At 66.6% G+C, this 22,358-nt stretch carries 18 protein-coding genes; 10 read left to right on the plus strand and 8 right to left on the minus strand.

What is annotated here, in order from left to right:
- Window positions 1-25: 25 nt before the first annotated feature.
- The gene (locus GRB80_RS01980) at window positions 26-1,243 is read left to right on the plus strand and encodes an O-antigen ligase family protein (RefSeq protein ID WP_161422377.1); all 1,218 of its coding nucleotides are present in this window, start codon (window positions 26-28) and stop codon (window positions 1,241-1,243) included.
- 74 nt (window positions 1,244-1,317) lie between these two features.
- Here GRB80_RS01980 and GRB80_RS01985 read toward each other — a convergent pair whose 3' ends face one another.
- The 6 genes from GRB80_RS01985 to leuS all read right to left on the minus strand — a co-directional run bounded on the left by GRB80_RS01985 (window position 1,318) and on the right by leuS (window position 7,816).
- Window positions 1,318-1,755 carry a DUF488 domain-containing protein gene (locus tag GRB80_RS01985; RefSeq protein ID WP_132042515.1) on the minus strand — a complete coding sequence of 146 codons (438 nt, stop codon included), beginning with the start codon at window positions 1,753-1,755 and terminating at the stop codon, window positions 1,318-1,320.
- Window positions 1,756-1,894: 139 nt separating this feature from the next.
- A complete protein-coding gene (locus GRB80_RS01990) occupies window positions 1,895-2,860 on the minus strand; it encodes a PA2778 family cysteine peptidase (protein ID WP_161422378.1) in 966 nt (321 codons plus the stop codon).
- A 12-nt stretch (window positions 2,861-2,872) separates the two neighbouring features.
- Window positions 2,873-3,265 carry a PA2779 family protein gene (locus tag GRB80_RS01995; RefSeq protein WP_161422379.1) on the minus strand — a complete coding sequence of 131 codons (393 nt, stop codon included), beginning with the start codon at window positions 3,263-3,265 and terminating at the stop codon, window positions 2,873-2,875.
- A gap of 415 nt (window positions 3,266-3,680) precedes the next feature.
- Window positions 3,681-4,739: a DNA polymerase III subunit delta gene (gene holA / locus GRB80_RS02000; RefSeq protein WP_161422380.1), complete on the minus strand. Its 1,059-nt coding sequence runs from the start codon at window positions 4,737-4,739 to the stop codon at window positions 3,681-3,683.
- Complete coding sequence (locus GRB80_RS02005; RefSeq protein WP_161422381.1) at window positions 4,736-5,218, minus strand: LPS-assembly lipoprotein LptE; 483 nt, start codon at window positions 5,216-5,218, stop codon at window positions 4,736-4,738. The genes holA and GRB80_RS02005 overlap by 4 nt, the downstream gene beginning before the upstream one ends.
- Before the next feature lie 3 nt (window positions 5,219-5,221).
- On the minus strand, window positions 5,222-7,816 hold the full coding sequence (gene leuS / locus GRB80_RS02010; RefSeq protein ID WP_161422382.1) for a leucine--tRNA ligase: 2,595 nt from the start codon (window positions 7,814-7,816) through the stop codon (window positions 5,222-5,224).
- Between the two features lie 215 nt (window positions 7,817-8,031).
- Between leuS and GRB80_RS02015 the strand changes: the two genes are divergently transcribed.
- Window positions 8,032-8,547 (plus strand): zinc ribbon-containing protein, encoded by a 516-nt coding sequence (locus GRB80_RS02015; RefSeq protein WP_132042527.1) that lies wholly within the window; start codon window positions 8,032-8,034, stop codon window positions 8,545-8,547.
- A gap of 96 nt (window positions 8,548-8,643) precedes the next feature.
- Here the strand turns inward: GRB80_RS02015 and GRB80_RS02020 are convergent, their stop codons facing one another.
- On the minus strand, window positions 8,644-9,984 hold the full coding sequence (locus GRB80_RS02020; protein ID WP_309663587.1) for a hypothetical protein: 1,341 nt from the start codon (window positions 9,982-9,984) through the stop codon (window positions 8,644-8,646).
- A 23-nt stretch (window positions 9,985-10,007) separates the two neighbouring features.
- Complete coding sequence (locus GRB80_RS02025; protein WP_161422383.1) at window positions 10,008-10,919, minus strand: LysR family transcriptional regulator; 912 nt, start codon at window positions 10,917-10,919, stop codon at window positions 10,008-10,010.
- 403 nt (window positions 10,920-11,322) lie between these two features.
- Here GRB80_RS02025 and leuC point away from each other — a divergent pair, with 403 nt between their 5' ends.
- From leuC to trpB, 8 genes are all read left to right on the plus strand, one after another.
- Window positions 11,323-12,786, plus strand: a complete 1,464-nt coding sequence (gene leuC / locus GRB80_RS02030; RefSeq protein ID WP_161422384.1) for a 3-isopropylmalate dehydratase large subunit — start codon at window positions 11,323-11,325, stop codon at window positions 12,784-12,786.
- 3 nt (window positions 12,787-12,789) lie between these two features.
- Window positions 12,790-13,443, plus strand: coding sequence for a 3-isopropylmalate dehydratase small subunit (gene leuD / locus GRB80_RS02035; RefSeq protein WP_161422385.1), 654 nt, complete (start codon window positions 12,790-12,792; stop codon window positions 13,441-13,443).
- A gap of 233 nt (window positions 13,444-13,676) precedes the next feature.
- On the plus strand, window positions 13,677-14,756 hold the full coding sequence (leuB, locus tag GRB80_RS02040; protein WP_161422386.1) for a 3-isopropylmalate dehydrogenase: 1,080 nt from the start codon (window positions 13,677-13,679) through the stop codon (window positions 14,754-14,756).
- A gap of 124 nt (window positions 14,757-14,880) precedes the next feature.
- Complete coding sequence (asd, locus tag GRB80_RS02045; RefSeq protein ID WP_132042536.1) at window positions 14,881-15,993, plus strand: aspartate-semialdehyde dehydrogenase; 1,113 nt, start codon at window positions 14,881-14,883, stop codon at window positions 15,991-15,993.
- 613 nt (window positions 15,994-16,606) lie between these two features.
- Window positions 16,607-19,423, plus strand: coding sequence for a FimV/HubP family polar landmark protein (locus GRB80_RS02050; RefSeq protein WP_161422387.1), 2,817 nt, complete (start codon window positions 16,607-16,609; stop codon window positions 19,421-19,423).
- 7 nt (window positions 19,424-19,430) lie between these two features.
- The gene (gene truA / locus GRB80_RS02055) at window positions 19,431-20,351 is read left to right on the plus strand and encodes a tRNA pseudouridine(38-40) synthase TruA (RefSeq protein WP_161422388.1); all 921 of its coding nucleotides are present in this window, start codon (window positions 19,431-19,433) and stop codon (window positions 20,349-20,351) included.
- On the plus strand, window positions 20,351-20,974 hold the full coding sequence (locus GRB80_RS02060) for a phosphoribosylanthranilate isomerase (RefSeq protein ID WP_161424207.1): 624 nt from the start codon (window positions 20,351-20,353) through the stop codon (window positions 20,972-20,974). Before truA ends, GRB80_RS02060 begins: the two co-directional genes overlap by 1 nt.
- A 144-nt stretch (window positions 20,975-21,118) precedes the next feature.
- Window positions 21,119-22,357 (plus strand): tryptophan synthase subunit beta, encoded by a 1,239-nt coding sequence (gene trpB / locus GRB80_RS02065; protein ID WP_161422389.1) that lies wholly within the window; start codon window positions 21,119-21,121, stop codon window positions 22,355-22,357.
- The last annotated feature ends 1 nt before the right edge of the window (window position 22,358 follow it).

Genomic DNA, 22,358 nt, shown 5'->3' on the forward strand with positions numbered 1-22,358 from the left:
TATCAGCCACCAAGGGAGCAGAGTGATGCGGGTCTGGACCGGTTTGGCTGTTTGGTCAGCGGGAGCGCTGGCGCTCACATTTCCTGGCAGCTATCTGGCCTTCATCATTCTATTGAGCATGGCCATTCCGGTGTTCGGGTGGTCGTTGACCCGGTTATGGGATTATGCCCTGCCCATGGTGCTGCCGGTTGTCTGTGCCCTGTTCGCGTTCCTGTGGATGTTGGGCAGTAGCTGGCACGGCGAGACGCTTCAGGCGTTCCAGCTGGTGTGGCCGACCATGCTGATGGCCCCCATGCTACTGGTGCTATTACGATTTCCTCCCGCTTCCGCGTGGTTCTGGGCCGGTGCATTGAGCGGTGGGGTGGCGAGCGGTGTCTCGAGTCTATGGCAGCGTGTCGTCTGGCATGAGATGCGCTCCGAAGGATCAGGTAACCTGAATGCGATTCTCTATGGCAACTTCAGCCTGCTGCTGGCGATGTTCTGCCTGGCCGGCCTGGGCTGGGCCTGGGGGTATCGGCGCTCCTCACTCTGGACAGTGGCGTTGCTGATGGGCGCCGGTGGGGGACTGCTGGGGTCGATCCTCTCGGGCACCCGAGGCGGCTGGGTGACCCTGCCGGCTCTGCTGGGGGTGTTGTGGTGGGTCCATGGCCGGGGCCTCAGGCGGACTCAGACGTTGTCATTGGTGTCGGGGGGCGTGCTGGCGCTCGCGCTGGTGATCATGTTGCCTCAGACCGGTGTTCAGCAACGCATCGCCGGTGGACTGGAGCATGCGACTCGCTATCTGCAGGGCGAGCGGAGCGTGGAGACCGGTGCGCGGCTCGAGATATGGCGCGGTGCGATCATGCTGATCGCCGAACGGCCCGTATATGGCTGGGGCTCACGGGAGTCGCGAGTGGAACTGGAGCGCCTGGGAGCCGATGGGCAGCTTGATCCCAGGGTGGCGGGTTATGCCCATGCCCATAGTGACCTTCTGGATGCCTGGGTACGACGGGGCCTGCTGGGGGTGCTGGCACTGTTGATGCTCTATCTCGTGCCGGTTGTGCTGTTCTGGACAGGACTCGGTGACAGCTGTCCCCGGCGTCGAGCCCTGGCCACCTGTGCCGTGCTGTTGGTGCTGGGAAGCTTTGGCTTCGGGCTGAGCTACAGCTTCATGTTCTATCCGGTGGGGGTCACCCTTTACACGGGCTGGCTCTGCGTGCTGTGGGGGCTCTACTGTGTGCCGGCTAGCCATGCCGATTATTGAGCCCGGATGCCGTCCACTGAGCAGGAGCCATCTTCACCGGATCCTGGTCACCCTCCACAGAGCCTAAGGTGCCGTCAACGGTCGGCGTCGTCGCGCAGCTCATGGGCGAAGCAGGGAGGCGAGCTGGGCTCCCTGTCCGCCGCGTCCTCCTCGTGAAGGGCGTAGAGCAGTCGCTCCTTGAGAAGCGGCAGCGGCGAGGCGTCGAGATCGCGCTCGGCGGTGAGCAGGGTGAGGGCGCCGCGATAACGGACCTGGCGCATCAGCGGCAGCAGCCGTTCGGGGTGGTCGCGCAGCTCGCCGCGATAGCGCACGGCGAACACGGTCTGGCTGATCTCCCCCCGCTGATACTGACGCCTGAGCGCCGGACTCGGCGAGGCGTCGCGGTACCAGTCGTCAAGCGCCAGCGCTTCCCGTGACCGCCCCCGGGGCCACAGTCGATCCACCAGCACCCGGGCGCCGTCCCGGGGCTCGGCGGGCTGGGCGATGCCCTTGATCTCGATGTGATAGCTCATTCGCTTCTCCTCGCTCCTCGCTCCTCGCTCCTCGTCCCTCGCTTCCTCGCCCCTCGCTTCCTCGTTCCTCGCTTCCTCGTTCCTCGCTTCCTCGTTCCTCGCTTCCTCGTTCCTCGCTTCCTCGTTCCTCGCTTCCTCGCTATTCGCTCAGCCGCTCCAGGGCCTCACGACTGTGCGACTGCCAGCGTCCGGGTAGCGCGGCGGCACGCGTCAGGGCCTCGAGGGCCTCTGCTCGGCGTCCGGCGGCTTCCAGGGCGAGCCCCAGGTTGAGCCACGCCGGGGCAAGCGATTCGTTCGCCGCCGCGGCATTACCGAAGGCGCTGATGGCGCCTTCGAGATCGCCGGCGGCATGGCGGGCATTGCCGAGGCCGAAATGGGCCATGGCGTTGTGCGGGTAACGCGCCGCCAGTGCCTCCCAGGCGGGCAGCGCCGCTTCGCTACCCTGTACTCCCTCGAAGTCGCCGATCGCCTGCAGCGCTGCCTCGGCGCCGATGGTGGCCGGCAGCTCCCCGGGGGGAAGCGCCACGAAGGCCCAGCGATCGCTACGGGCCCAGGTGGCGTCGAAGCGCTTGAACGACTCCTTGCGCCCGGCCTCCATGCCGCTATGGAGGATCAGCGTTTCCTCCTGCAAATCGTAGCCGATGGCCACGGCGTAGTGCCACAGGGGCCAGGCGGGCAGGGAGAGGTTCTGCATCACCACGACCGGATGACCGGCATCGAGCTCGCTCAGCAGCGTCTCGAAGCGACCCTCGATCACGAAGGGAATCCTGCCATTGCGGCGCACCGTGGCGAGCATCTCGGGCTGCACGCTACCCTCGCGGCCGGGGGTAAAGACCTGGGGAATCAGGGTGTCGACGTCGGTTGCCACGCCGTCATGCTGCAGCACCATGGTCAGTGAGGCGGGCCCACACTGATAGTCGCGCTGGCCATGGAAGGGCATATCGTCGATCAGCACTCGCGGGGCTATCGCGCTACGGGTGGCGTCATCGAGACGTGGGGTGGTCGCACAGCCGGCGAGCAACAAAAGCAGCAGTACCAACGCAAGAACGCCCGCGGGGCGGGCGTTCCTGTTGCTGGTCGGCTGCCCTGAAAGGCAGTCGATCATGATCACACCCACTCAGCGCGTGAAGGGGTAGACGTTGGTCAGGCCGAGGATGTCGGTGACCAGCAGGATCACGAAGACGGCGAACAGCGCGCCGACCACGCTGGCGCCGGCGGGCATCTGGTCGAGGCGCTCGGCCATCTGGGCGGCCTCGGCGTCGGAGAGCGCGGCGACACGGGCCTCGACCTCGGCGGGGTCCACGCCCTGGGCGACCAGCTGCTCGCGCACGTCATCGCGGGCCAGCACGGCATGGATCCGCTCGCGATCCGACTGGCTACGCTCCGCGGCGAGAGCCTCCTGGGTGGTGATCATGCCGCCGGCGGGAGCCGGGGCGGCGACGACCGGCAGGCTGCCCAGCATCAGGGCGAGGATCAGCAGGGGGCTGAGGTAGTGGTAGAGCTTCTTCATGATGGCGGTGTTCCTTTTCTTCGTATGGGTCTTCGTGTGGATTTCCGGCTCCTGGAGTGGCCACGCGTCGCGTCCCGGCGAGCGAGTGGCGTCACGATGATACGCGCCCAGTATAGAATGAAATGGTGTGAAATTTCATACCCTTGCTGCTTAAGGTAAGGGTTATCGTAGGTAGCTCGGTAGCTCGGGGCTGATCTGGCGACAAGTCTGCGAGGAGGCGCTGTAAATACCTCCCTGTACGCTACCTCGGCCCTGCAGCGCTCTCGCGTCCTGCTCCGCTTGCAGGTCCGGTGCTGGCCATCCATGGCCAGCCCGTTCGGAGCAGTGCTCCTCACCCCTGGTCCTCGGACCTCCTCTTCGACTTGCCCCCAGCGCCCCTTGGTTTCAGTAACTGCAATAGATCTGTGTTTAAGAGTCAACTGATACGGTAGGAGGAGGGCAGTTCGGCGAGCAGGCCGCGGCCGCCGGCCAGGGTCAGCGCCAGGTCATGAAGGCCATCCTGGAGGGGCAGGGCGGAGGCGCCCTTGATGGAGAGGTCCAGCCGCTGGGCAAACAGCAGCAGCTTGTGCAGGCGCTTGACCGGCAGGCGGGCGAGGGCCTGCTGATAGGCCGGGCGGCGTTTCTCGAAGATGGCCGGCTTCTGCGCCTTGCAGGCGTGGTCGAAGCTCTGGCCCTGGTCGAGGTGCTGATGCAGGGAGAGCAGGGTACGCAGCTCCCGGGTCAGGGCCCACAGCACGATGGGGGGCTCCACCCCTTCGCCGGCGAGGCCAGCCATGATGCGGGCGACCCGCGAGCGCTCACCCTTGAGGCAGGCGTCCACCAGGGTGAAGACATCGAAGCGCGCGCTGTCCTCCACGCCGCCGGCGACCTCGCGGGGGGAGACCCGGGCGCCGGCGGGCAGCAGCAGGGCGAGCTTCTGCAGCTCCTGGTCGGCGGCCAGCAGGTTGCCCTCGGTGCGCTCACCCAGCAGGCGGGCGGCATCGAGATCGAGGTTGAGGCCGTGGCGAGAGGCACGATCGCGCAGCCAGAAGCCCAGCCGCGAGACATCCACCGGCCACACCGGTACGAACAGGCCCGCCTTGTCGAGCGCCTGGAACCAGGCACTCTTCTGCTGGCGGAAGTCGAGCTTGCCCATGGCCAGCAGCAACACGTTGTCGCTGCCCTTCATCTCCTCGGCATAGGCCTTGAGTGCCTTGGTGCCCTCCTGGCCGAGGTTGCTGCCGGAGAGGCGCAGCTCGATCAGCTTGGCGCTGGCGAACAGCGACATGCTGGCCGAGGCTTCGTGGAGGCGTCCCCAGGCGAAGTTGCCTTCGACATGCAGGATCTCGCGCTCCTCGATGCCCCGTGAACGCGCGGAGGCGCGCACGGCGTCGCAGGCTTCCATATGCTGCAGGGGCTCTTCGCCGGCGACGATCACCACCGGCGGCAGCTTCTTCGCCAGGGCGTCGGCCAGCTTGTCGGGGAAGACCTTCATGACAGGCTGCGCAGTCGCTCGATCAGCTGGCGGGCGGCCTCCTCGAGCAGTTCCTCACGCACGGTGTCGCGACGCTCCTCGCGGCCCAGCAGGTCGCCATCATCCACGCTGTAGCGGCGGGTGACTTCGAGGCGCTGCTGGTCGAGCAGATAGGCGCCATCGGCACGCTGTACCGAGAAGGGAGCGACGAGCCGCATCTCCTCGTCCCGCGGCCCCGACTCCAGCACGCTGACGCGACGCTGGCGAATATCGGGCCTGCCCAGGTTGAGAATCCGGTCGGCGCCGTCATGGACCCGGGTGCCGGCGGCGACCAGGCGCTGCTCGACCCGCCTGGCCAGGTCGCTGTCGGTCCCCGCCAGGGCGAGCTCGCTCAGCGGTGCCGATGGAGTGTTCAGGCCGCGCAGCTGAAAGCCGCAGCCGGCGAGAACCAGGCCGGCAGTGCCGACCAGGCCCAGGGTGAGGAAGGAGCGTCGCTGCATGGCTTAGCCCACCACGATATTGACCAGCTTGCCCGGCACCACGATCACCTTGCGGACCGTCTTGCCCTCGGTGTGGCGCTGGACGTTGTCGGAGGCGAAGGCCGCGGCCTCGGCGGTGGCCTTGTCGGCATCGGCGGGCACCTCGATGCGGGCCCGCAGCTTGCCGTTGACCTGCACGACCAGCTCGATGGTGTCGCGGGCCAGGGCGCTCTCGTCGAGCGCCGGCCAGCTGGCATCGATCACCGGCTCGGCATGACCCAGCGCCGCCCACAGCGCATGGCAGGCGTGGGGGGTGATGGGGGCGAGCAGCAGCACGCAGGCCTCCACGGCCTCGCGCGCCACGGCGAGATCCTGAGGCGAAGGCGCGTCGCTCTGCTTCTGGAACTGGCCGATGGCGTTGGTCAGCTCCATCACCGCGGCGATGGCGGTGTTGAAGGTGGTGCGTCGGCCGATATCGTCACCCGCCTTCTTGATGGTCTCGTGGGTCTTGCGACGCAGCTCGCGCTGGGGGTCATTCAGGCTGGCGACGTCCAGCGTGCCGGGCTGGCCCGCCTCGAGGTGCTCGCCGACCAGGCGCCACAGGCGCTTGAGGAAGCGATGGGCCCCCTCGACGCCGGCATCGGACCACTCCAGGGACTGCTCCGGCGGGGCGGCGAACATCATGAACAGGCGAACGGTGTCGGCGCCGAAGCGGTCGATCATCGACTGGGGGTCGACGCCGTTGTTCTTCGACTTGGACATCTTCTCGATGCCGCCCATCTCCACCGGCAGGCCGTCCTCGATCAGCACCGCGCTGACCGGGCGACCCTTGTCGTCGCGCTTGACCTCGACGTCGGCGGGGTTGAACCACTGCTTGCCGCCGTTCGCTTGTGGCCGGTAGTAGGTCTCGGCGATCACCATGCCTTGGGTCAGCAGGCGCTGGAAGGGCTCGTCGACGTTGACCATCCCCAGGTCGCGCATCAGCTTGGTGAAGAAGCGCGCGTAGAGCAGGTGCAGGATGGCGTGCTCGATGCCGCCGATATAGAGGTCGACCGGCAGCCAGTAGTCGGCGCGCTCGTCGAGCATCGCCTCCTGGTTGTCGGCGCAGCAGAAGCGCGCGAAGTACCAGGAGGACTCCATGAAGGTGTCGAAGGTATCGGTCTCGCGCACCCAGCCGTCGCCCAGGTCGGAGAACGCCGGCATGCGCTTGAGCGGCGAGCCGGTGGCGTCCACGGTGACCTCCATGGGCAGGGCGACCGGCAGCTCCTCATCGCTGAGCGGCTCGGTCTGGCCCTCGGGCCCGTACTTGACCGGGATGGGCGCGCCCCAGTAGCGCTGGCGTGCCACGCCCCAGTCGCGCAGACGGTAGTGAGTCTTGACCTCGCCGCGGCCGAGTTCGGCAAGCTTCGCGGCGATGGCGTCGAAGGCCGCCTCGAAGTCGAGGCCGTCGAACTCGCCGGAGTTGATCAGGATGCCGTGCTCGTCATGGGCGCCTTCGGAGAGATCCGGCGCCTGGCCGTTCTCATCGGCGATCACCGGCTCGATGGCGATTCCGTATTTGGTGGCGAACTCCCAGTCGCGCTGGTCATGGGCGGGTACCGCCATCACCGCGCCGGTTCCGAACTCCATCAGCACGAAGTTGGCCACATAGACCGGCACCTCGCGGCTGCTGAGGGGATGCACCGCCAGATGGCCGGTGGGCATGCCCTTCTTCTCGCGGGTGGCGAGCTCCGCCTCGCTGGTGCCGCCCTGGGCGCACTCCTCGCGGAAGGCGGCCAGCTCGGTGTTGCTCTCGGCGGCCTGGCGGGCCAGCGGGTGGTCGGCGGCCACCGCCACATAGGTCACCCCCAGCAGGGTGTCGGGGCGGGTGGTATAGACCGATAGCGGCTCCTGAGTAGTCCCATCTTCAGACTTGATGTCAAAGCTCAGCTCCACGCCGCGGGACTTGCCGATCCAGTTGCGCTGCATGGTCTTGACCTGCTCGGGCCACTCGATGCTGTCGAGATCGGCCAGCAGCTCGTCGGCGTAGTCGGTGATGCGCAGGAACCACAGCGGGATCTCCTTGCGCTCGACCAGGGCGCCGGAGCGCCAGCCGCGGCCGTCGATCACCTGCTCGTTGGCGAGCACGGTCTGGTCCACGGGGTCCCAGTTGACCGTGGACATCTTCTTGTAGACCAGTCCCTTCTCCACCAGCTTGGCGAAGAACCACTGCTCCCAGCGGTAGTAATCCAGATCGCAGGTGGCGAACTCGCGGCTCCAGTCATAGGCGAAGCCCAGGGCCTTGAGCTGCTGGCGCATGTAGTCGATGTTGGCGTAGGTCCATTCGGCCGGGGGGACCTGGTTCTGGATCGCGGCGTTCTCGGCCGGCATGCCGAAGGCGTCCCAGCCCATGGGCTGCAGCACGTTCTTGCCCTGCATGCGCTGGTAGCGAGAGACCACGTCGCCGATGGTGTAGTTGCGCACGTGCCCCATGTGTAGCTTGCCGCTGGGGTAGGGGAACATCGACAGGCAGTAGAACTTCTCGCGGGTGGCATCCTCCACCGCCTTGAAGCACTGGTTCTTTTCCCAGAACTGCTGGGCGTCGCGTTCGATCTCTTGGGGCTTGTACTGTGCGTCCATCGCTGTCAACGGGTACCTTGGCTATCGGTTCGGCGCGCCGGGGGCGCACGCTCGAATGGCTTGTCCGGCGTCATGTTGCCTGTGCATGCTGGTGACAAGGCGTTGAACTGACGGCGGGAAGTCGTCTAAATGGTAGGGAGAGGATACCCCAGCACGGCCTTGCCCGGCTACGTTGGGGCTCGGCGTTTCCCCATTCGCATATCGAGGAGAGCACCATGAGTGATTCACACAAGGAGCACGAGGAACGCCACCTGCGCCAAGGCTATGAGCGGATGCTGGACCGCCTGCGCGAGGGGGCCCGGGAGCTGACCTGGGAGAACCTGCAGAAGGAGCTGGACGACGCGGTGGAGTTCGAGGCCGAGCTCGAGGAGTTCACCAAGGACGAGCTGTCGCTGCTGCGCGCCTGGGTGGAGCGCGATCTCAAGGATATGCGGCGCTATCTGAATGCCGGCGGCGAGGGCGTGGCGGCCTGGCTCGGCATCGATCTTTCGGCGTTGTCACGGCAGGTGAGCGAGTCGCTGCTCTCGATTGCCGACCGTAGCGTGGTGGAGCGTGAGCGCTTCGAGGAGGAGCTCGAGGCGGCCCGCGCCGATTACTGCGAAGGGGAGATGGCGGTGCCCGGTCGGCTGGCCTGCGTGCACTGCGATGCCGAGGTCGACCTGCCCGAGCTGACCCGCATCGAGCCCTGCCACCAGTGTGGTCATCGCTTCTTTCGGCGGGTGTCGCAGTAGGAGCGAGGGGCGAGGTTCGAGGTTCGAGGGTCGAGGGTTGAGGGGCGAGGGGCGAGGGGCGAGGGGCAAGGAGCACCCTAGACCCCCTTGCTCCTGTTATAGCCACGCATCCAGCACCACGACTCCCGCGACGGCCAACGTGGCGAGCACGGCGGCATAGCCCAGGTTCTGGCGCGTCATGCGGGTGCCGCTGATGCCGTAGCGGCCCTGCAGCGAGAGGTTGATGCCCGAGAGGGGGCCCACTGAAGTGCCCACCGCCCAGGCGGCGAGGGCGATAAAGGCGAACAGCGTCTGGCGCTCGCCACTCAGGTCGAGCATCGAGGCGAGTACCGAGACGCCGATGATGGGGTGCAGCCCGGCCACGGCGCTGGCCACGATGCCGAGGAAGCTGGCGATGGCCTGGGGGGCACCGAAGTGCGCGAAGAGCTGCCAGTCGTTGCCGGTGGCGGCGCCGATAAAGCTCGATAGCCCCTGGGTGAGCAGCCCCGCGCAGAGGAAGAGCGAGATCTCGCCGCGCATCGCCGGCAGCCGTTCCAGGGCGTGGTTGCGCACCCGTGTCAGGGTCCAGCGCGGGCCGCGGGGCAGGTTGCTGACCAGCGCCACCCCGGGCAGCAGGAAGGTGATGATGCTGACGATGGAGAGCCATGGGGTCAGGCCGAAGTGGAACAGCATCACCAGCACCGCCATGATCACGGGCATCAGCAGGCTGCGTGGCGACAGCGAGTAGCCGGCCACCCGGTCCAGGTCGAAGCGCCGGGAGAGGTCGAGCAGCGAGAGGGTGCCGGCGGCCAGGGCCAGGGGCAGGCCCAGGGCGAGGATGGTGGCATACTCCATCTGCGGGGCCAGGGTCATCACCACCCCCATGGAGGCGAAGAAGGGCGACCACAGCGCGGCGGCGGAGATGCCGCGATTGAGGGCCAGCAGCTGCGGCATGCTCAGCTCGCCATGCCGGCGCAGGCGGTCGCCGATCATGAAGATGGTGGAGAGGTTGAGGATGGCGCCGAGCAGGTGCACCCCGAGCCAGGTGCCGGCGGTGCCGCGTCGTCCCGTCACGGCGCTGCCGGGTGGCGGCGCATGCCCCTGGCGGGTGCCGATCAGGCCGATAAAGCTCACCCCGACCAGCATGGCCACCACATAGGTATTGCCATCCAGCATATGCACCCAGGCGATCTCGGCGTCGTAACGCAGCGCGGCGGCGAGCAGCAGCGTCACTCCCACGCCGGCCAGGACGCTGGCCTGGCGCCGATTGCTGCGCTTGAGATCCGGCCATAGCAGGGCCACCGCCAACCAGAAGGCGACACTGACCGCCGGCAGCATCACCGGCAGCCCCGCCAGGCGCAGGATCTGCAGTACCAGGCCGGTGAGGATCAGGCCACCGGCGAGCCGATGGCGCAGCGGTGTCGGAGAGGCAGGGCGAGCGGAGGGGGGCTTGGGCACGGGCAGGGCTCCTGGCTAGTCGGCTAGCAGTCTAACGAATCCTGCGCTGCCGTGCCGCTCAGGGGCTCGCGTGACGCCTCCAGCGCCGCCAGCATGGCCCGCGCGGCATTGGAGAGGGTGCGGTTGCGATGCACCAGATAGCCCAGCGGACGATGGATCGGCGGGTGGTCGACCGCCAGTTCGTGCAGCTCGCCGGCCACCAGGCGCTCCGGCAGCAGGCTCCAGCCCAGACCGATGGCGGTCATCATCTTGAGGGTCTCCAGATAGTTGGTGGAGAGGGCGACCGGCAGGCGCAGGCCGGCGGCTTCGAAGCGTGTCTCGATCAGCTCGCGGGTAAAGGTCTGTGGCCCCGGCAGCACGGCGTCGAAGTCGCATAGCTCGTCGAGGGCCAGGCGCTGGCGCCGGGCCAGCGGGTGGTCATGGGCGCAGACGAAGCAGAGACGGTCGACCCATAGCGGCACGGCCTCGAGCTGAGGGTCCGGATGAGGCGCCAGGGTGACCACGGCGATCTCAAGCGAGCCATCCAGCACGCCCTGATAGGCCTCCTCGGAGTCGAGGAAGTGCAGGTCGAGGCGCACGTCGGGGTGGTCCCGGGTATAGGCCTTGAGCAGCGGCGGCAGGCGATGCAGGCCGATATGGTGGCTGGTGGCCAGGGTCAGGCTGCCGCCCACGGCACCGGCCAGGTTGCCCAGGGCGCGGCGGCTGTCGCTGACCATCACCAGGATCTCCCTGGCGCGGGGCAGCAGCACCCGGCCCGCCTCGGTCAGGGTGACGCGCCGACCGATGCGGTCGAACAGCCGGGCGTCGATCTGGGCCTCGAGCACGGCGATGCGCTTGCTGACCGCCGGCTGGGTCAGATGCAGCTGCTCCGCCGCGCGTGAGAAGCTGCCGCTATCGGCCACGGCGAGAAAGGCCTGCAGGCTCTGGGTATCCACGGCGCCTCCATTTCGAATTCCATAAAGGAATGCAATCCATAAATAACATGAATTGATTTTATGGGCGAGGGACGGGAAACTGGCCCTAAAGCGCCAAGACTGGAGCGTCGTGGGGTCAGGCCCCCTTGACCGGCTGGAGCGGCGCCGGGGATAGGCCGAAGCGGGGGTCCTATGCCAGGGGTGAGAAGCACTGCTTCGAACGGGCTGGCCATGGATGGCCAGCACTGGCCCTGCAAGCGGAGCAGGACGCGAGAGCGAAGCAGGGCATCGGTAGCGTACAGGGAAGTATTCACAGCGCCCCCGCAGAGGCCTGTCGCCGGAAAAGCCGCTCCTGGAAGGTGTGTCAAGGCGCTTCCAAGACCGACTAAAAAAGCACAGGGCCGCAGGGCCCGGGAGAAACGATATGGCAGGCCAGACACTCTACGACAAGCTGTGGTCGCAGCATCTCGTCAAGGAGCGCGATGACGGTACCGCGCTGATCTACATCGACCGTCAGCTGCTCCATGAGGTGACCTCGCCCCAGGCCTTCGAGGGGCTGCGCCTGGCGGGCCGCAAGCCGTGGCGCATCGATGCCAATCTGGCCACGCCCGACCACAACGTGCCGACCACCCTCAAGGAGCGCGCCGAGGGCAATGCCGGGATCAAGGATCCGGTATCACTGATCCAGGTGCAGACTCTCGATGACAACTGCAGCGAGTTCGGCATCGAGGAGTTCAAGATCAACGACCCGCGCCAGGGCATCGTGCATGTGGTGGGGCCGGAGCAGGGCGCGACCCTGCCGGGCATGACCGTGGTCTGCGGCGATTCCCATACCGCTACCCATGGCGCCTTCGCCGCGCTGGCGCACGGCATCGGCACCTCGGAGGTGGAGCATGTGCTCGCCACCCAGTGCCTGCTGGCCCAGAAGATGAAGAACATGCAGGTGCGTGTCGAGGGCGAGCTCGGCACCGGCGTCACCGCCAAGGACGTGGTGCTGGCGATCATCGGCAGGATCGGCACCGCCGGCGGCACCGGCTACGCCATCGAGTTTGCCGGCAGCGCCATCGAGAGCCTCTCCATGGAGGGGCGCATGACGGTGTGCAACATGGCCATCGAGGCGGGTGCGCGGGTCGGCCTGATCGCCGTCGACGACAAGACCATCGACTACCTGCGCGACCGTCACTACGCCCCCAAGGGCGAGCAGTGGGAGGCCGCGGTGGCCGACTGGCGCGGGCTGGTCTCCGACGCGGAGGCCGAGTTCGACAAGGTGGTGACCCTGGAGGCCGCCGAGATCGAGCCTCAGGTGAGCTGGGGCACCAGCCCCGAGATGGTCACCGGCATCTCCGGCGAGGTACCCGACCCGGCCGCCCAGAGCGACGACAGCGTGCGCAATGGCTATACGCGGGCACTGGAGTATATGGGGCTTGAGCCGCGCCAGAAGATCACCGATATCCGCCTCGACAAGGTGTTTATCGGCTCCTGCACCAACTCGCGCATCGAGGATCTGCGTGAGGCGGCCAAGGTGGCTCGCGGCAAGAGGGTGGCCGACTCCATCCAGCTGGCCATGGTGGTGCCGGGCTCCGGCCTGGTGAAGCGTCAGGCCGAGGCCGAGGGGCTCGACCAGATCTTTATCGAGGCGGGCTTCGAGTGGCGCGAGCCGGGCTGCTCCATGTGTCTGGCCATGAACGCCGACAAGCTGGGTGCCGGCGAGCACTGCGCCTCCACCTCCAACCGCAACTTCGAGGGCCGTCAGGGCTACGGGGGGCGTACCCACCTGGTCAGCCCGGCGATGGCCGCCGCCGCTGCCATCGCGGGACACTTCGTGGATGTCCGCGAGTTTGTCAACGATGGCGCTGCCAATGACGACGCCCAGGCGCAGGAGGCCTGAACCATGAACAAGTTTGAACGCACCACCGGCATCGTCGCGCCCCTCGATCGGGCCAACGTCGACACCGACCTGATCATTCCCAAGCAGTTTCTGAAGTCGATCAAGCGCACCGGCTTCGGCGTCAATCTGTTCGACGAGCTGCGCTACCTCGACGAGGGGTATCCTGGCCAGGACTGCTCCCAGCGCCCGCTGAATCCTGACTTCGTGCTCAATCGGCCGCGCTATCAGGGGGCCAGCGTGTTGCTGGCGCGCCGCAACTTCGGCTGTGGCAGCTCTCGCGAACACGCCCCCTGGGCGCTGGAGGACTTCGGCTTTCGGGTGGTGATCGCGCCGAGCTTCGCCGATATCTTCTACAACAACGCCTTCAAGAACGGCCTGCTGCTGGTGACCCTGCCCGAGGAGACGGTGGCGCGCCTGTTCCAGGAGGTCGAGTCCAATGAAGGTTATGCCCTGGACGTGGACCTGGAGAACCAGCGCATCACCACGCCCTCCGGCGAGGTCATCGAGTTCGAGGTGGATGCCTTCCGCAAGCACTGCCTGCTCGAGGGGCTCGACGATATCGGCATCACCCTGAAGGATGAGGATGCCATTCGCGCCTTCGAGGCGAAGCATCGTGAAGCTCGCCCGTGGCTGTTCCGCGACGGCGCCGAGGCCTGATAGTTCTTGCACCTGCTGGCGGGAAGCGGGGCTGATCCGCGACGCCGCCGAGGTTTTACATTTTTAAGCACTTGCCGCCGGACCGCGGGGCTGATCCGGCGGCAGGCCTACGAGGAGGCGCTGTGAATACCTCCCTGTACGCTACCGACGCCATCCCTGGCGTAGGACCTCCTCTACGGCCTGCCCCCGGCGCCCCGCTGCGGTGTCGGCGGTAATCTCACAAGGAAGCAAAAATGACGCAGAAGATTCTGGTACTGCCGGGCGATGGCATCGGCCCCGAGATCACCGCCCAGGCCAGCCGCATCCTGGCCGCCTGCCAGGCCCGCGGCCTGGATGTCGAGATCGAGGAGGGGCTGCTGGGCGGTGGCGCCTATGACGCTCACGGCGAGCCGTTGCCCGCCGAGACCCTCGAGAAGGCCAGGGCCGCCCGCGGTATCCTGCTCGGTGCGGTCGGCGGACCCAAGTGGGACACCATCGAGGATCTTGCCAAGCGGCCCGAGAAGGGGCTGCTGGGCTTGCGCAAGGAGCTCGGGCTGTTCGGTAACCTGCGACCGGCCATCACCTATCCCCAGCTGGCCGAGGCCTCGAGTCTCAAGCGTGAGCTGGTCGCCGGCCTCGATATCATGATCGTGCGCGAGCTGACCGGCGGCATCTACTTCGGTCAGCCGCGCGGCATCGAGGAGCGCGATGGTCAGCGCGTCGGCTTCAACACCTACGTCTACAGCGAGAGCGAGATCGAGCGTATCGGGCGGGTCGCCTTCGAGCTGGCGCAGAAGCGCGGCAGGAAGCTCTGCTCCGTGGACAAGGCCAATGTGCTCGAGGCCACCATCCTGTGGCGCGAGGTGATGGAGCGGCTGGCGCCGGAGTACCCGGATGTCGAGCTCTCCCATATGTACGTCGACAATGCCGCCATGCAGCTGGTGCGCGAGCCCAAGCAGTTCGATGTGGTGGTCACCGGCAACATGTTTGGCGATATCCTCTCCGACGCGGCCGCCATGCTGACCGGCTCCATCGGCATGCTGCCCTCGGCCTCGCTCAACGAGTCAGGCCAGGGCATGTACGAGCCCTGCCATGGCAGTGCCCCGGACATCGCCGGCCAGAACGTGGCCAATCCCCTGGCAACCATCCTCTCGGTGGCCATGATGCTGCGCTACTCTCTCGACGCGCCGGCCCTGGCCGCGCAGATCGAAGAGGCCGTGGGCAAGGTGCTCGACGAGGGGCTGCGCACCGCCGATATCGCCTCCGAGGGCACCCGTACCGTCTCCACCAGCGAGATGGGCGATGCGGTGCTGGCCGCCTTCGAGGCGCTGTAGGGTCGAGGTTCGAGGTTCGAGGTTCGAGGATCAAGGGGCGAGGGGTGAGGTTCGAGGGGTCCCTCGTCCCTTGTCCCTCGCCCCTGTATACTAATGGCCACATTCTATTTCTGGAGGACTTCACATGTTGAAAGTCGGTTTCGTTGGTTGGCGCGGCATGGTGGGCTCGGTACTCATGCAGCGCATGGTCGAGGATGGTGACTTCCAGGGCATCGAGCCGGTCTTCTTCACCACCTCCCAGGTCGGCCAGGCCGGTCCCGACGTAGGCGTGGACGTTCCGCCGCTCAAGGATGCCTTCGACCTCGACGCGCTCAAGGCGCTGGATGTGGTCGTCACCTGTCAGGGCGGCGATTACACCAAGAAGGTCTATGCCGATCTGCGCCAGGGTGGCTGGAAGGGCTACTGGATCGATGCCGCCAGCACCCTGCGCATGGAGGACGAGGCCACCGTCGTGCTCGACCCGGTCAACCGTGGCGTCATCGACGCGCAGCTGGCCAAGGGTGCCAAGACCTTCGTCGGCGGCAACTGCACCGTCAGCCTGATGCTGATGGGACTCGGCGGGCTGTTCGAGGCCGACCTGATCGAGTGGATGACCTCCATGACCTATCAGGCGGCGTCCGGCTCCGGTGCCAAGCATATGCGTGAACTGCTCAACCAGATGGGCGGTCTGCGTGACAGTGTCGCCAACGAGCTGGCCGACCCGGCCAGTGCCATCCTCGATATCGACCGCAAGGTCACCGCGGCGATGCGCTCCGGCGAGTTCCCGACCGACAACTTCGGCGCACCGCTGGCCGGCAGCCTGCTGCCGTGGATCGACAGCAAGCTCGACAACGGCCAGAGCCGCGAGGAGTGGAAGGGCTCCGTCGAGACCAACAAGATCCTCGGTCTTCAGGACAACCCCATTCCCATCGATGGTCTCTGTGTGCGTATCGGCGCGATGCGCTCCCACAGCCAGGCCTTCACCATCAAGCTGAAGAAGGATGTGCCCCTCGACGAGATCGAGGACCGTCTCGCCAGGCATAATGAGTGGGTCAAGGTCGTGCCCAACGAGAAGGAGGCGACCATTCGTGATCTGACGCCGGCCGCTGCCACCGGTACCCTGACCGTACCGGTGGGGCGTCTGCGCAAGCTGGCCATGGGCGGTGAGTATCTTTCCGCCTTCAGCGTGGGTGACCAGCTGCTGTGGGGGGCCGCCGAGCCGCTCAAGCGGATGTTGATGATCCTCAAGCAGCAGTAACGCTTCGTTGTAACCATAGCCGTACGATGGCGGGGAGCCTCCCTTGAGGCTCCCCGCTCTATTTATTGAATCATCGCAGACTGACGTGAACCCTGTAGATAGGAAGGTTGCTCTACTACCCACTGGGGGGGGCACTACCCTGTGGGAGGCCGGGTTCTCCGGGGGTTGGCACCACCCCGTGGGAGGCCGGGTTTCCCGGGCGATGGCGCCGACAGGCGCCTTGGTAATGTTGCTCAGTATTGTGCCTTTACCGGGAGGCCTTCGGCCTCCATTCGCCCGGCAGAGCCGGCCTCCCACAATGAGTCTGGCCTCCCACAATGAGTCTGGCCTCCCACAATGAGTCTGGCCTCCCACAATGAGTCCGGCCTCCCACAATGAGCTCAGCCCCCCCCACACAATGAGCTCGGCCCCCAATGCTCACTGCCGAACGGATTTACGCCAGTTTGCGAAAATCCATTTATTTGCAGGTGGCTTGTCAAGGGCTAAAGGTTGAGGCTACGGGGCGCATAGGTATCAGGTTTATGGTACACAGAGAGTAAGACTCTATGGCATAACGGCTCTGCCTCGGCTGATACGACGTGTACGGTTCTGTCGTCGTTTGTAAGGGAATCACATGAAACGCAAGCTGACACTCGCCATGCTCTTCTCGCTCTCCGCCACTAGCCCCATGGCGCTGGCTGTGGGGCTGGGAGAGGTAGACGTGCGTTCGACCCTCAATGCGCCGCTGCGTGCCTCGGTGCCTCTGGTGGATGCCTCAGGCATCCAGCCGGAGTTGCTCAATGTCTCGGTGGCCAGCGAGCGGGCCTTTGCCGCGGCGGGCCTGGAGCGTACCCCGCTCGCCGCGAGCGTGAAGCTCAGCGTCGAGCGCCGTCAGGGGCGACTCCATGTCGACTTGATCACCCGGCGTCCGGTGCGTGAGCCGTGGCTCGACCTGCTGCTGCAGCTGGAGTGGCCGACGGGTCAGATGGTGCGCGAGGTCACGCTGCTGCTCGACCCCCCCAACTATGACGAGATGCCGGCGCTGGTGACCGGTAGCGCTCGCGGCGTGGCCTCTTCGGCGCCGTCTGCCGAGGAGCGCCAGGCTGCGTCCACTGCTGCTGCGGCGCCGTCCCGGTCGGCCTTCGCCTCGAATCGGGGGTCGACCTGGGTGCGCAGCGGCGACACGCTCTGGGGGGTGGCGGGTCGCCTGAGGCCGGATAGTGACATCACCATGAAGCAGATGATGGTGGCGCTGGTAGCGGCGAATCCTGAGGCCTTCCCTTCCGGCAATATCAACGCCATGCGCGCGGGCCTTGCTCTCTCGGTGCCTGATCGCGCCACCATCGTGGCCCGCTCTCCGGCAGAGGCCGAGCGTATCGTCGGCGCCATGAACCAGGCGTGGGCCAATCGCGGCAGCGGGGCCCCGGCGCGGGTGGCGCTGAACGATGCGCAGAGCGTAGCCGAGGGCGCCGTCGTCGCCGCCCAGGATGCCTCTCGGCAGGCTCAGGTTTCGTCTGAGGGTGCCTCCGTTGATGAGGCCGCCGCCGATAGGAGCGTCGCCCAGAGCGAACCTCCGGCGACCGAAGAGGATGGTGCGGTTGATGACGCCGGCCCCCGCCTGACCCTGCTGACCGATGCCCAGGTGGCGGCGGAGCAGGGGGGCGGCGCCGAGACGGCGGCTACGGCAGGGTCGGTAGAGGAGGGCGGTGACGGTGCCTTGGAGCGTTCGGCAGCGGAGCCGGGCGTGGAAGATGCTGCATCACGAGACGACGCCGACGTCGATGCCGAGTCCGAGGCGGCGCTCTATGCCGAGGGGCTCACCGAAGACCAGCGCCTATTGCGCCTGGAGGAGCGCTGGCGGCAGAGTCAGGCTCAACTGGAGGCGGTGCAGGCGGAGCGCAATGCGCTGGAGGAGGAGCTCGGCGATATGCGCGATGAGCTGTCGACGCTGCGCGATCAGCTGGCGTCGCTGACGGCCGGCGGCGCGGGTGTCGAGGGGCCAGGTGCCGGTGGGCTGGCAGCCGCTTCCGTCAATGAGCAGGAGACATCCTGGTGGGGAGGGGTCTATCCAGGCGAGTGGGATCGTAGCCTGGTGCTGGGTGGAGCCGGCCTGGCCGCGCTGCTGGGGCTGTGGCTGGCGCTGCGTTATCGTCGCCGCGACGGAAGAGAGGCAAGTGCCTCGGAGGCCGGCGTGGTGCGAGTGGCCACCCCCGGCGCGGCCTCGCCGCTGCAGGTTGGCGCTTCTCCATCGGGTGCGTCCATGTCGGGTGCGTCCATGTCGGGTGCGTCCATGTTGGGTTCCTCCATGGCGGCCTCGCCCAGCGGGTCTGGAATGAGCGCCACGCTTCCCCAGGCCGAAAGCATCAACGAAGCCGATATCTTTATCGCCTATGGGCGTTACGATCAGGCGCGCAAGCTGTTGGAGGGCAACCTCGAGCGTGAGCCCGAGCGTGACGATCTGCGCTTCAAGCTGCTCGGTGTCTATCTGGAGCTAGGCAGCTATCAGGCGGCCGAGCGCGAGGCGGAGGCGTTGATGGTGGGGGGCAGCCCCGCGATGGTCGAGAAGACCGAACAGCTGATGGCGGATTATGGCCTTGCCGCGGGGGCGGCGGCCGAGGAGCGTGGTGAGCGCGCCGACTTCGGTGAAGCGGCAGCCGTCGAGACCTGGGCCGAGCCTACCCATTTCGATGAAACGACGGACGATGAGGTTCGGGGCGGACGGGCCGACTTCGGTGAAGCGGCGGCCTTGCCGCCCAGGCTCTTCGACCAGTCAGCCGGCGATGAGGGCGCGGAGGAGAAGACGCAGCCGAGGATGGCCGCTCATGAAGCGCCCCCCACGGGTGGCGAGTCCAGTAGCGAGATTGGCGCAGGTCTCGTGTCCGAGCCGGAGCCAGGGCGCGAGCCGACGCTGGCGTCAGAGCCGATGCAGGAGCCAGAGCCGATGCAGGAGCCAGAGCCAGAGCCAGAGCCAGAGCCTGCCCGGGAGCCGAAAACGGCTGGTCGCTCCGCGCCCGAGACACCCTCGTCACCGTCCAGTGTGACGCGTGCCGGTCTCGATGGCAGCGGCGATATGCTCGAGTATTGCCCCCCCGTCCTCGACTCTCCTGCCGCCTCTCGCGAGGAGACGCCCATGCAGCCCAGTGTCGAATTTACCACCGAGGGGCTCGGGGTCGCCGAGAAGGGTGCCGGGCTCGAGGAGGGGGCGAGCCTGGATCGCGGTGATGTCGAGGCGCCTGCCGATCGGTCATTTGCCGATAATTGGGAGGTGGAAGAGGTTTCCTTCCCGCCGCTTCAGACGGATAATAGCGAGTTTTCCATCAGCGCTGCCCAGCGCCTGATCGATGCCGGTGAAGCGGGTCGGGCCCGGGAGCTTCTCGATGAGCTGAGTCGCAACGGCGACCCGGCGACTCGGGCAGATGCCTTGGCGCTGCTTAGACGACTGGATGCCTGATCACCGCATGACTCTTTTCCAACGCCTCGATGAACGCACCCCCATGACCGGACGCCTGGCCATGGGGGTCGAGTATGACGGCAGCGCCTACTGTGGCTGGCAACGTCTCAAGCACGCCCCCTCGGTGCAGGCCTCCCTCGAGGAGGCGCTGGGCAAGGTCGCCAGCCACAAGATAACGGTGCATGCCAGTGGGCGCACCGATTCGGGTGTTCATGCCACCCGTCAGGTCATTCACTTCGATGCGCCGGTGCCGCGCTCCCAGAAGGCCTGGGTATTCGGCACCAATGCCAATCTGCCACGGGATATCGCCGTGCGCTGGGTCACCGAGGTGCCCGACGCGTTTCATTCACGCTTCAAGGCGCTGGCGCGCCGCTATCGCTATGTGCTGCTCAATCAGCCGAGCCGCCCGGTGCTGGAGCGTGCCAACGTGACCTGGTGCCGCGACCCGCTGGATGCCGATGCCATGCACCGTGCCGCCCAGGTGCTGGTGGGCGAGCATGACTTCTCGAGCTTCCGTGCCGCCGGCTGTCAGTCCAAGACCCCCTGGCGCCATCTACACTTCATCGAGGTGCATCGTCACGGCCCCCTGGTGGTGGTCGATGTTCAGGGCAACGCCTTTCTGCACCATATGATCCGCAATATCGTCGGTGCCCTGGTAACGGTGGGGCGGGGCGAGCGTGGCGATGACTATCTGGCCGAGCTGATGACTCTGAAGGACCGCACCCTGGCCGATGTCACGGCGCCGGCCTGCGGTCTGCACTTCGTGGACTCGCTCTATGACGACCAGTGGGGGCTGCCCAGGGAGCCCCTGGGTCCCAATCTGCTCGCCTTCCTGGGAGAGTGGAGCGGTGAACGGACCCTTCCGGACTGCCCGATGGTCGAGTTCCGCCGTGGCCGGCCGCTGGCGCTCGACCGGGAGACGACATGATGCGCACCCGGGTGAAGTTCTGCGGGCTGACGCGCAATGAGGACGTGGAGGCCGCGGTGGCGGCGGGTGCCGATGCCCTCGGCTTCGTGCTCTGGCCAGGCAGCAAGCGCGCCATCGATGAGCAGAGGTTGGCCGAGCTGAGCGCACGGGTGCCGGCCTTCGTCACCCGGGTGGGGCTGTTCGTTGATGCCGAGCCCGAGTGGGTCGCACGCTGTGCACCCCACCTCGACCTGCTGCAGTTCCATGGCAATGAATCGCCCGAGGCGTGTGCCGCGGGACCGCTGCCCTGGATCAAGGCGCTGCGCATGCGCGAGGATCTCGATCTGGTCGCGGCCGCCGAGGCCTATGCCGGCGCGCGGGCGCTGCTGCTCGATGCCTATCGCCCGGGGGTGCCGGGGGGGACCGGGGAGACCTTCGACTGGTCGCGGATCCCCGCAAGCCTGGCAAAACCTGTTATTCTCGCCGGAGGCTTGAGTGCAGCCAATGCCGCCGAGGCGATCACGACGGTCGCACCCTTCGCGCTTGACGTCTCCGGCGGTATCGAGGCGGCCCCTGGTGTCAAGGATGTGTCGCGCATGGCGGCCTTCATGAGCGCGGTCCACGATGGCGACAACCGTTGCTGAGTGCCGCGAACCCGATTTGCCGACACTCGATATTCGGTAACCCCGAATCCCTGTCATTCCAGGCCCTGTAATCCCAAGCGCTGTAACCCCAAGTGCTGTAACCCCAAGCCCCTATAAACCCAAGCCCCTATAAACCTAAGCCCAATGGCGATCTGTGAGGTGTCTTTCGTGAGCAAGTTCAGTGACCTGACCCGACTGCCGGATGCCCGTGGCCACTTCGGCCCCTATGGCGGCCGGTTCGTCTCGGAGACCCTGAGCTTCGCCCTGGATGAGCTGGAGAAGACCTACATGAGTCTTCGTGATGATCCGGCGTTCCTGGCGGAATTCGACTACGACCTGGCCCACTATGTAGGCCGGCCATCTCCGCTCTATCATGCCGAGCGGTGGTCGAAGCAGCTCGGTGGGGCACAGATCTGGCTCAAGCGCGAAGACCTCAACCACACCGGCGCCCACAAGGTGAACAACACCATCGGGCAGGCGTTGCTCGCCAAGAAGAGTGGCAAGCCGCGAGTCATCGCCGAGACCGGTGCCGGTCAGCACGGCGTGGCCACCGCCACCGTGGCGGCGCGGCTGGGGCTCGAGTGCGATGTCTACATGGGGGCCGAGGACGTCCAGCGCCAGAAGCTCAACGTCTACCGCATGCGCCTGCTGGGCGCCAATGTGATCCCGGTGGAGTCCGGCACGCGTACCCTCAAGGATGCCATGAACGAGGCGCTGCGGGACTGGGTCACCAACGTCGATAACACCTTCTATATCATCGGCACCGTGGCCGGGCCGCACCCCTATCCGATGCTGGTGCGCGACTTCAACGCCGTGGTCGGTCGTGAGGCACGTCGTCAGTCGCTCGAGGAGTTCGGCGCCCTGCCCGATGCACTGGTCGCCTGCGTGGGCGGTGGCTCCAACGCCATGGGGCTCTTCTATCCGTTCGTGGAGGACGATGATGTCGTCATGTATGGCGTGGAGGCCGGCGGCGATGGTGTCGAGACCGGGCGCCATGCGGCGCCGCTGTCGTCTGGCGCGCCCCGCGGCGTGTTGCACGGCAATCGCACCTACCTGATGTCCGACGAGGGAGGCCAGGTCTCCGATACCCACTCGGTCTCGGCTGGCCTGGACTATCCCGGGGTCGGCCCCGAGCATGCGCTCTGGAAGGACGTCGGGCGGGTCAACTACGTGGCCGCCAACGATAACGACGTGCTCGAGGCGTTTCGCGAGCTGACCCGCGTCGAGGGCATCATGCCGGCCCTGGAGTCGGCCCACGCCCTGGCCTATGCCAAGGTGTTGGCTCCCACCCTGCGTCCCGACCAGAATATCGTCGTCAACCTCTCGGGACGCGGCGACAAGGACATCATGACGGTGGCAAACCTCGACGGGATCTCATTCTAGA

The organism is Halomonas icarae, assembly GCF_009901955.1.
GTDB lineage: Bacteria > Pseudomonadota > Gammaproteobacteria > Pseudomonadales > Halomonadaceae > Halomonas > Halomonas icarae.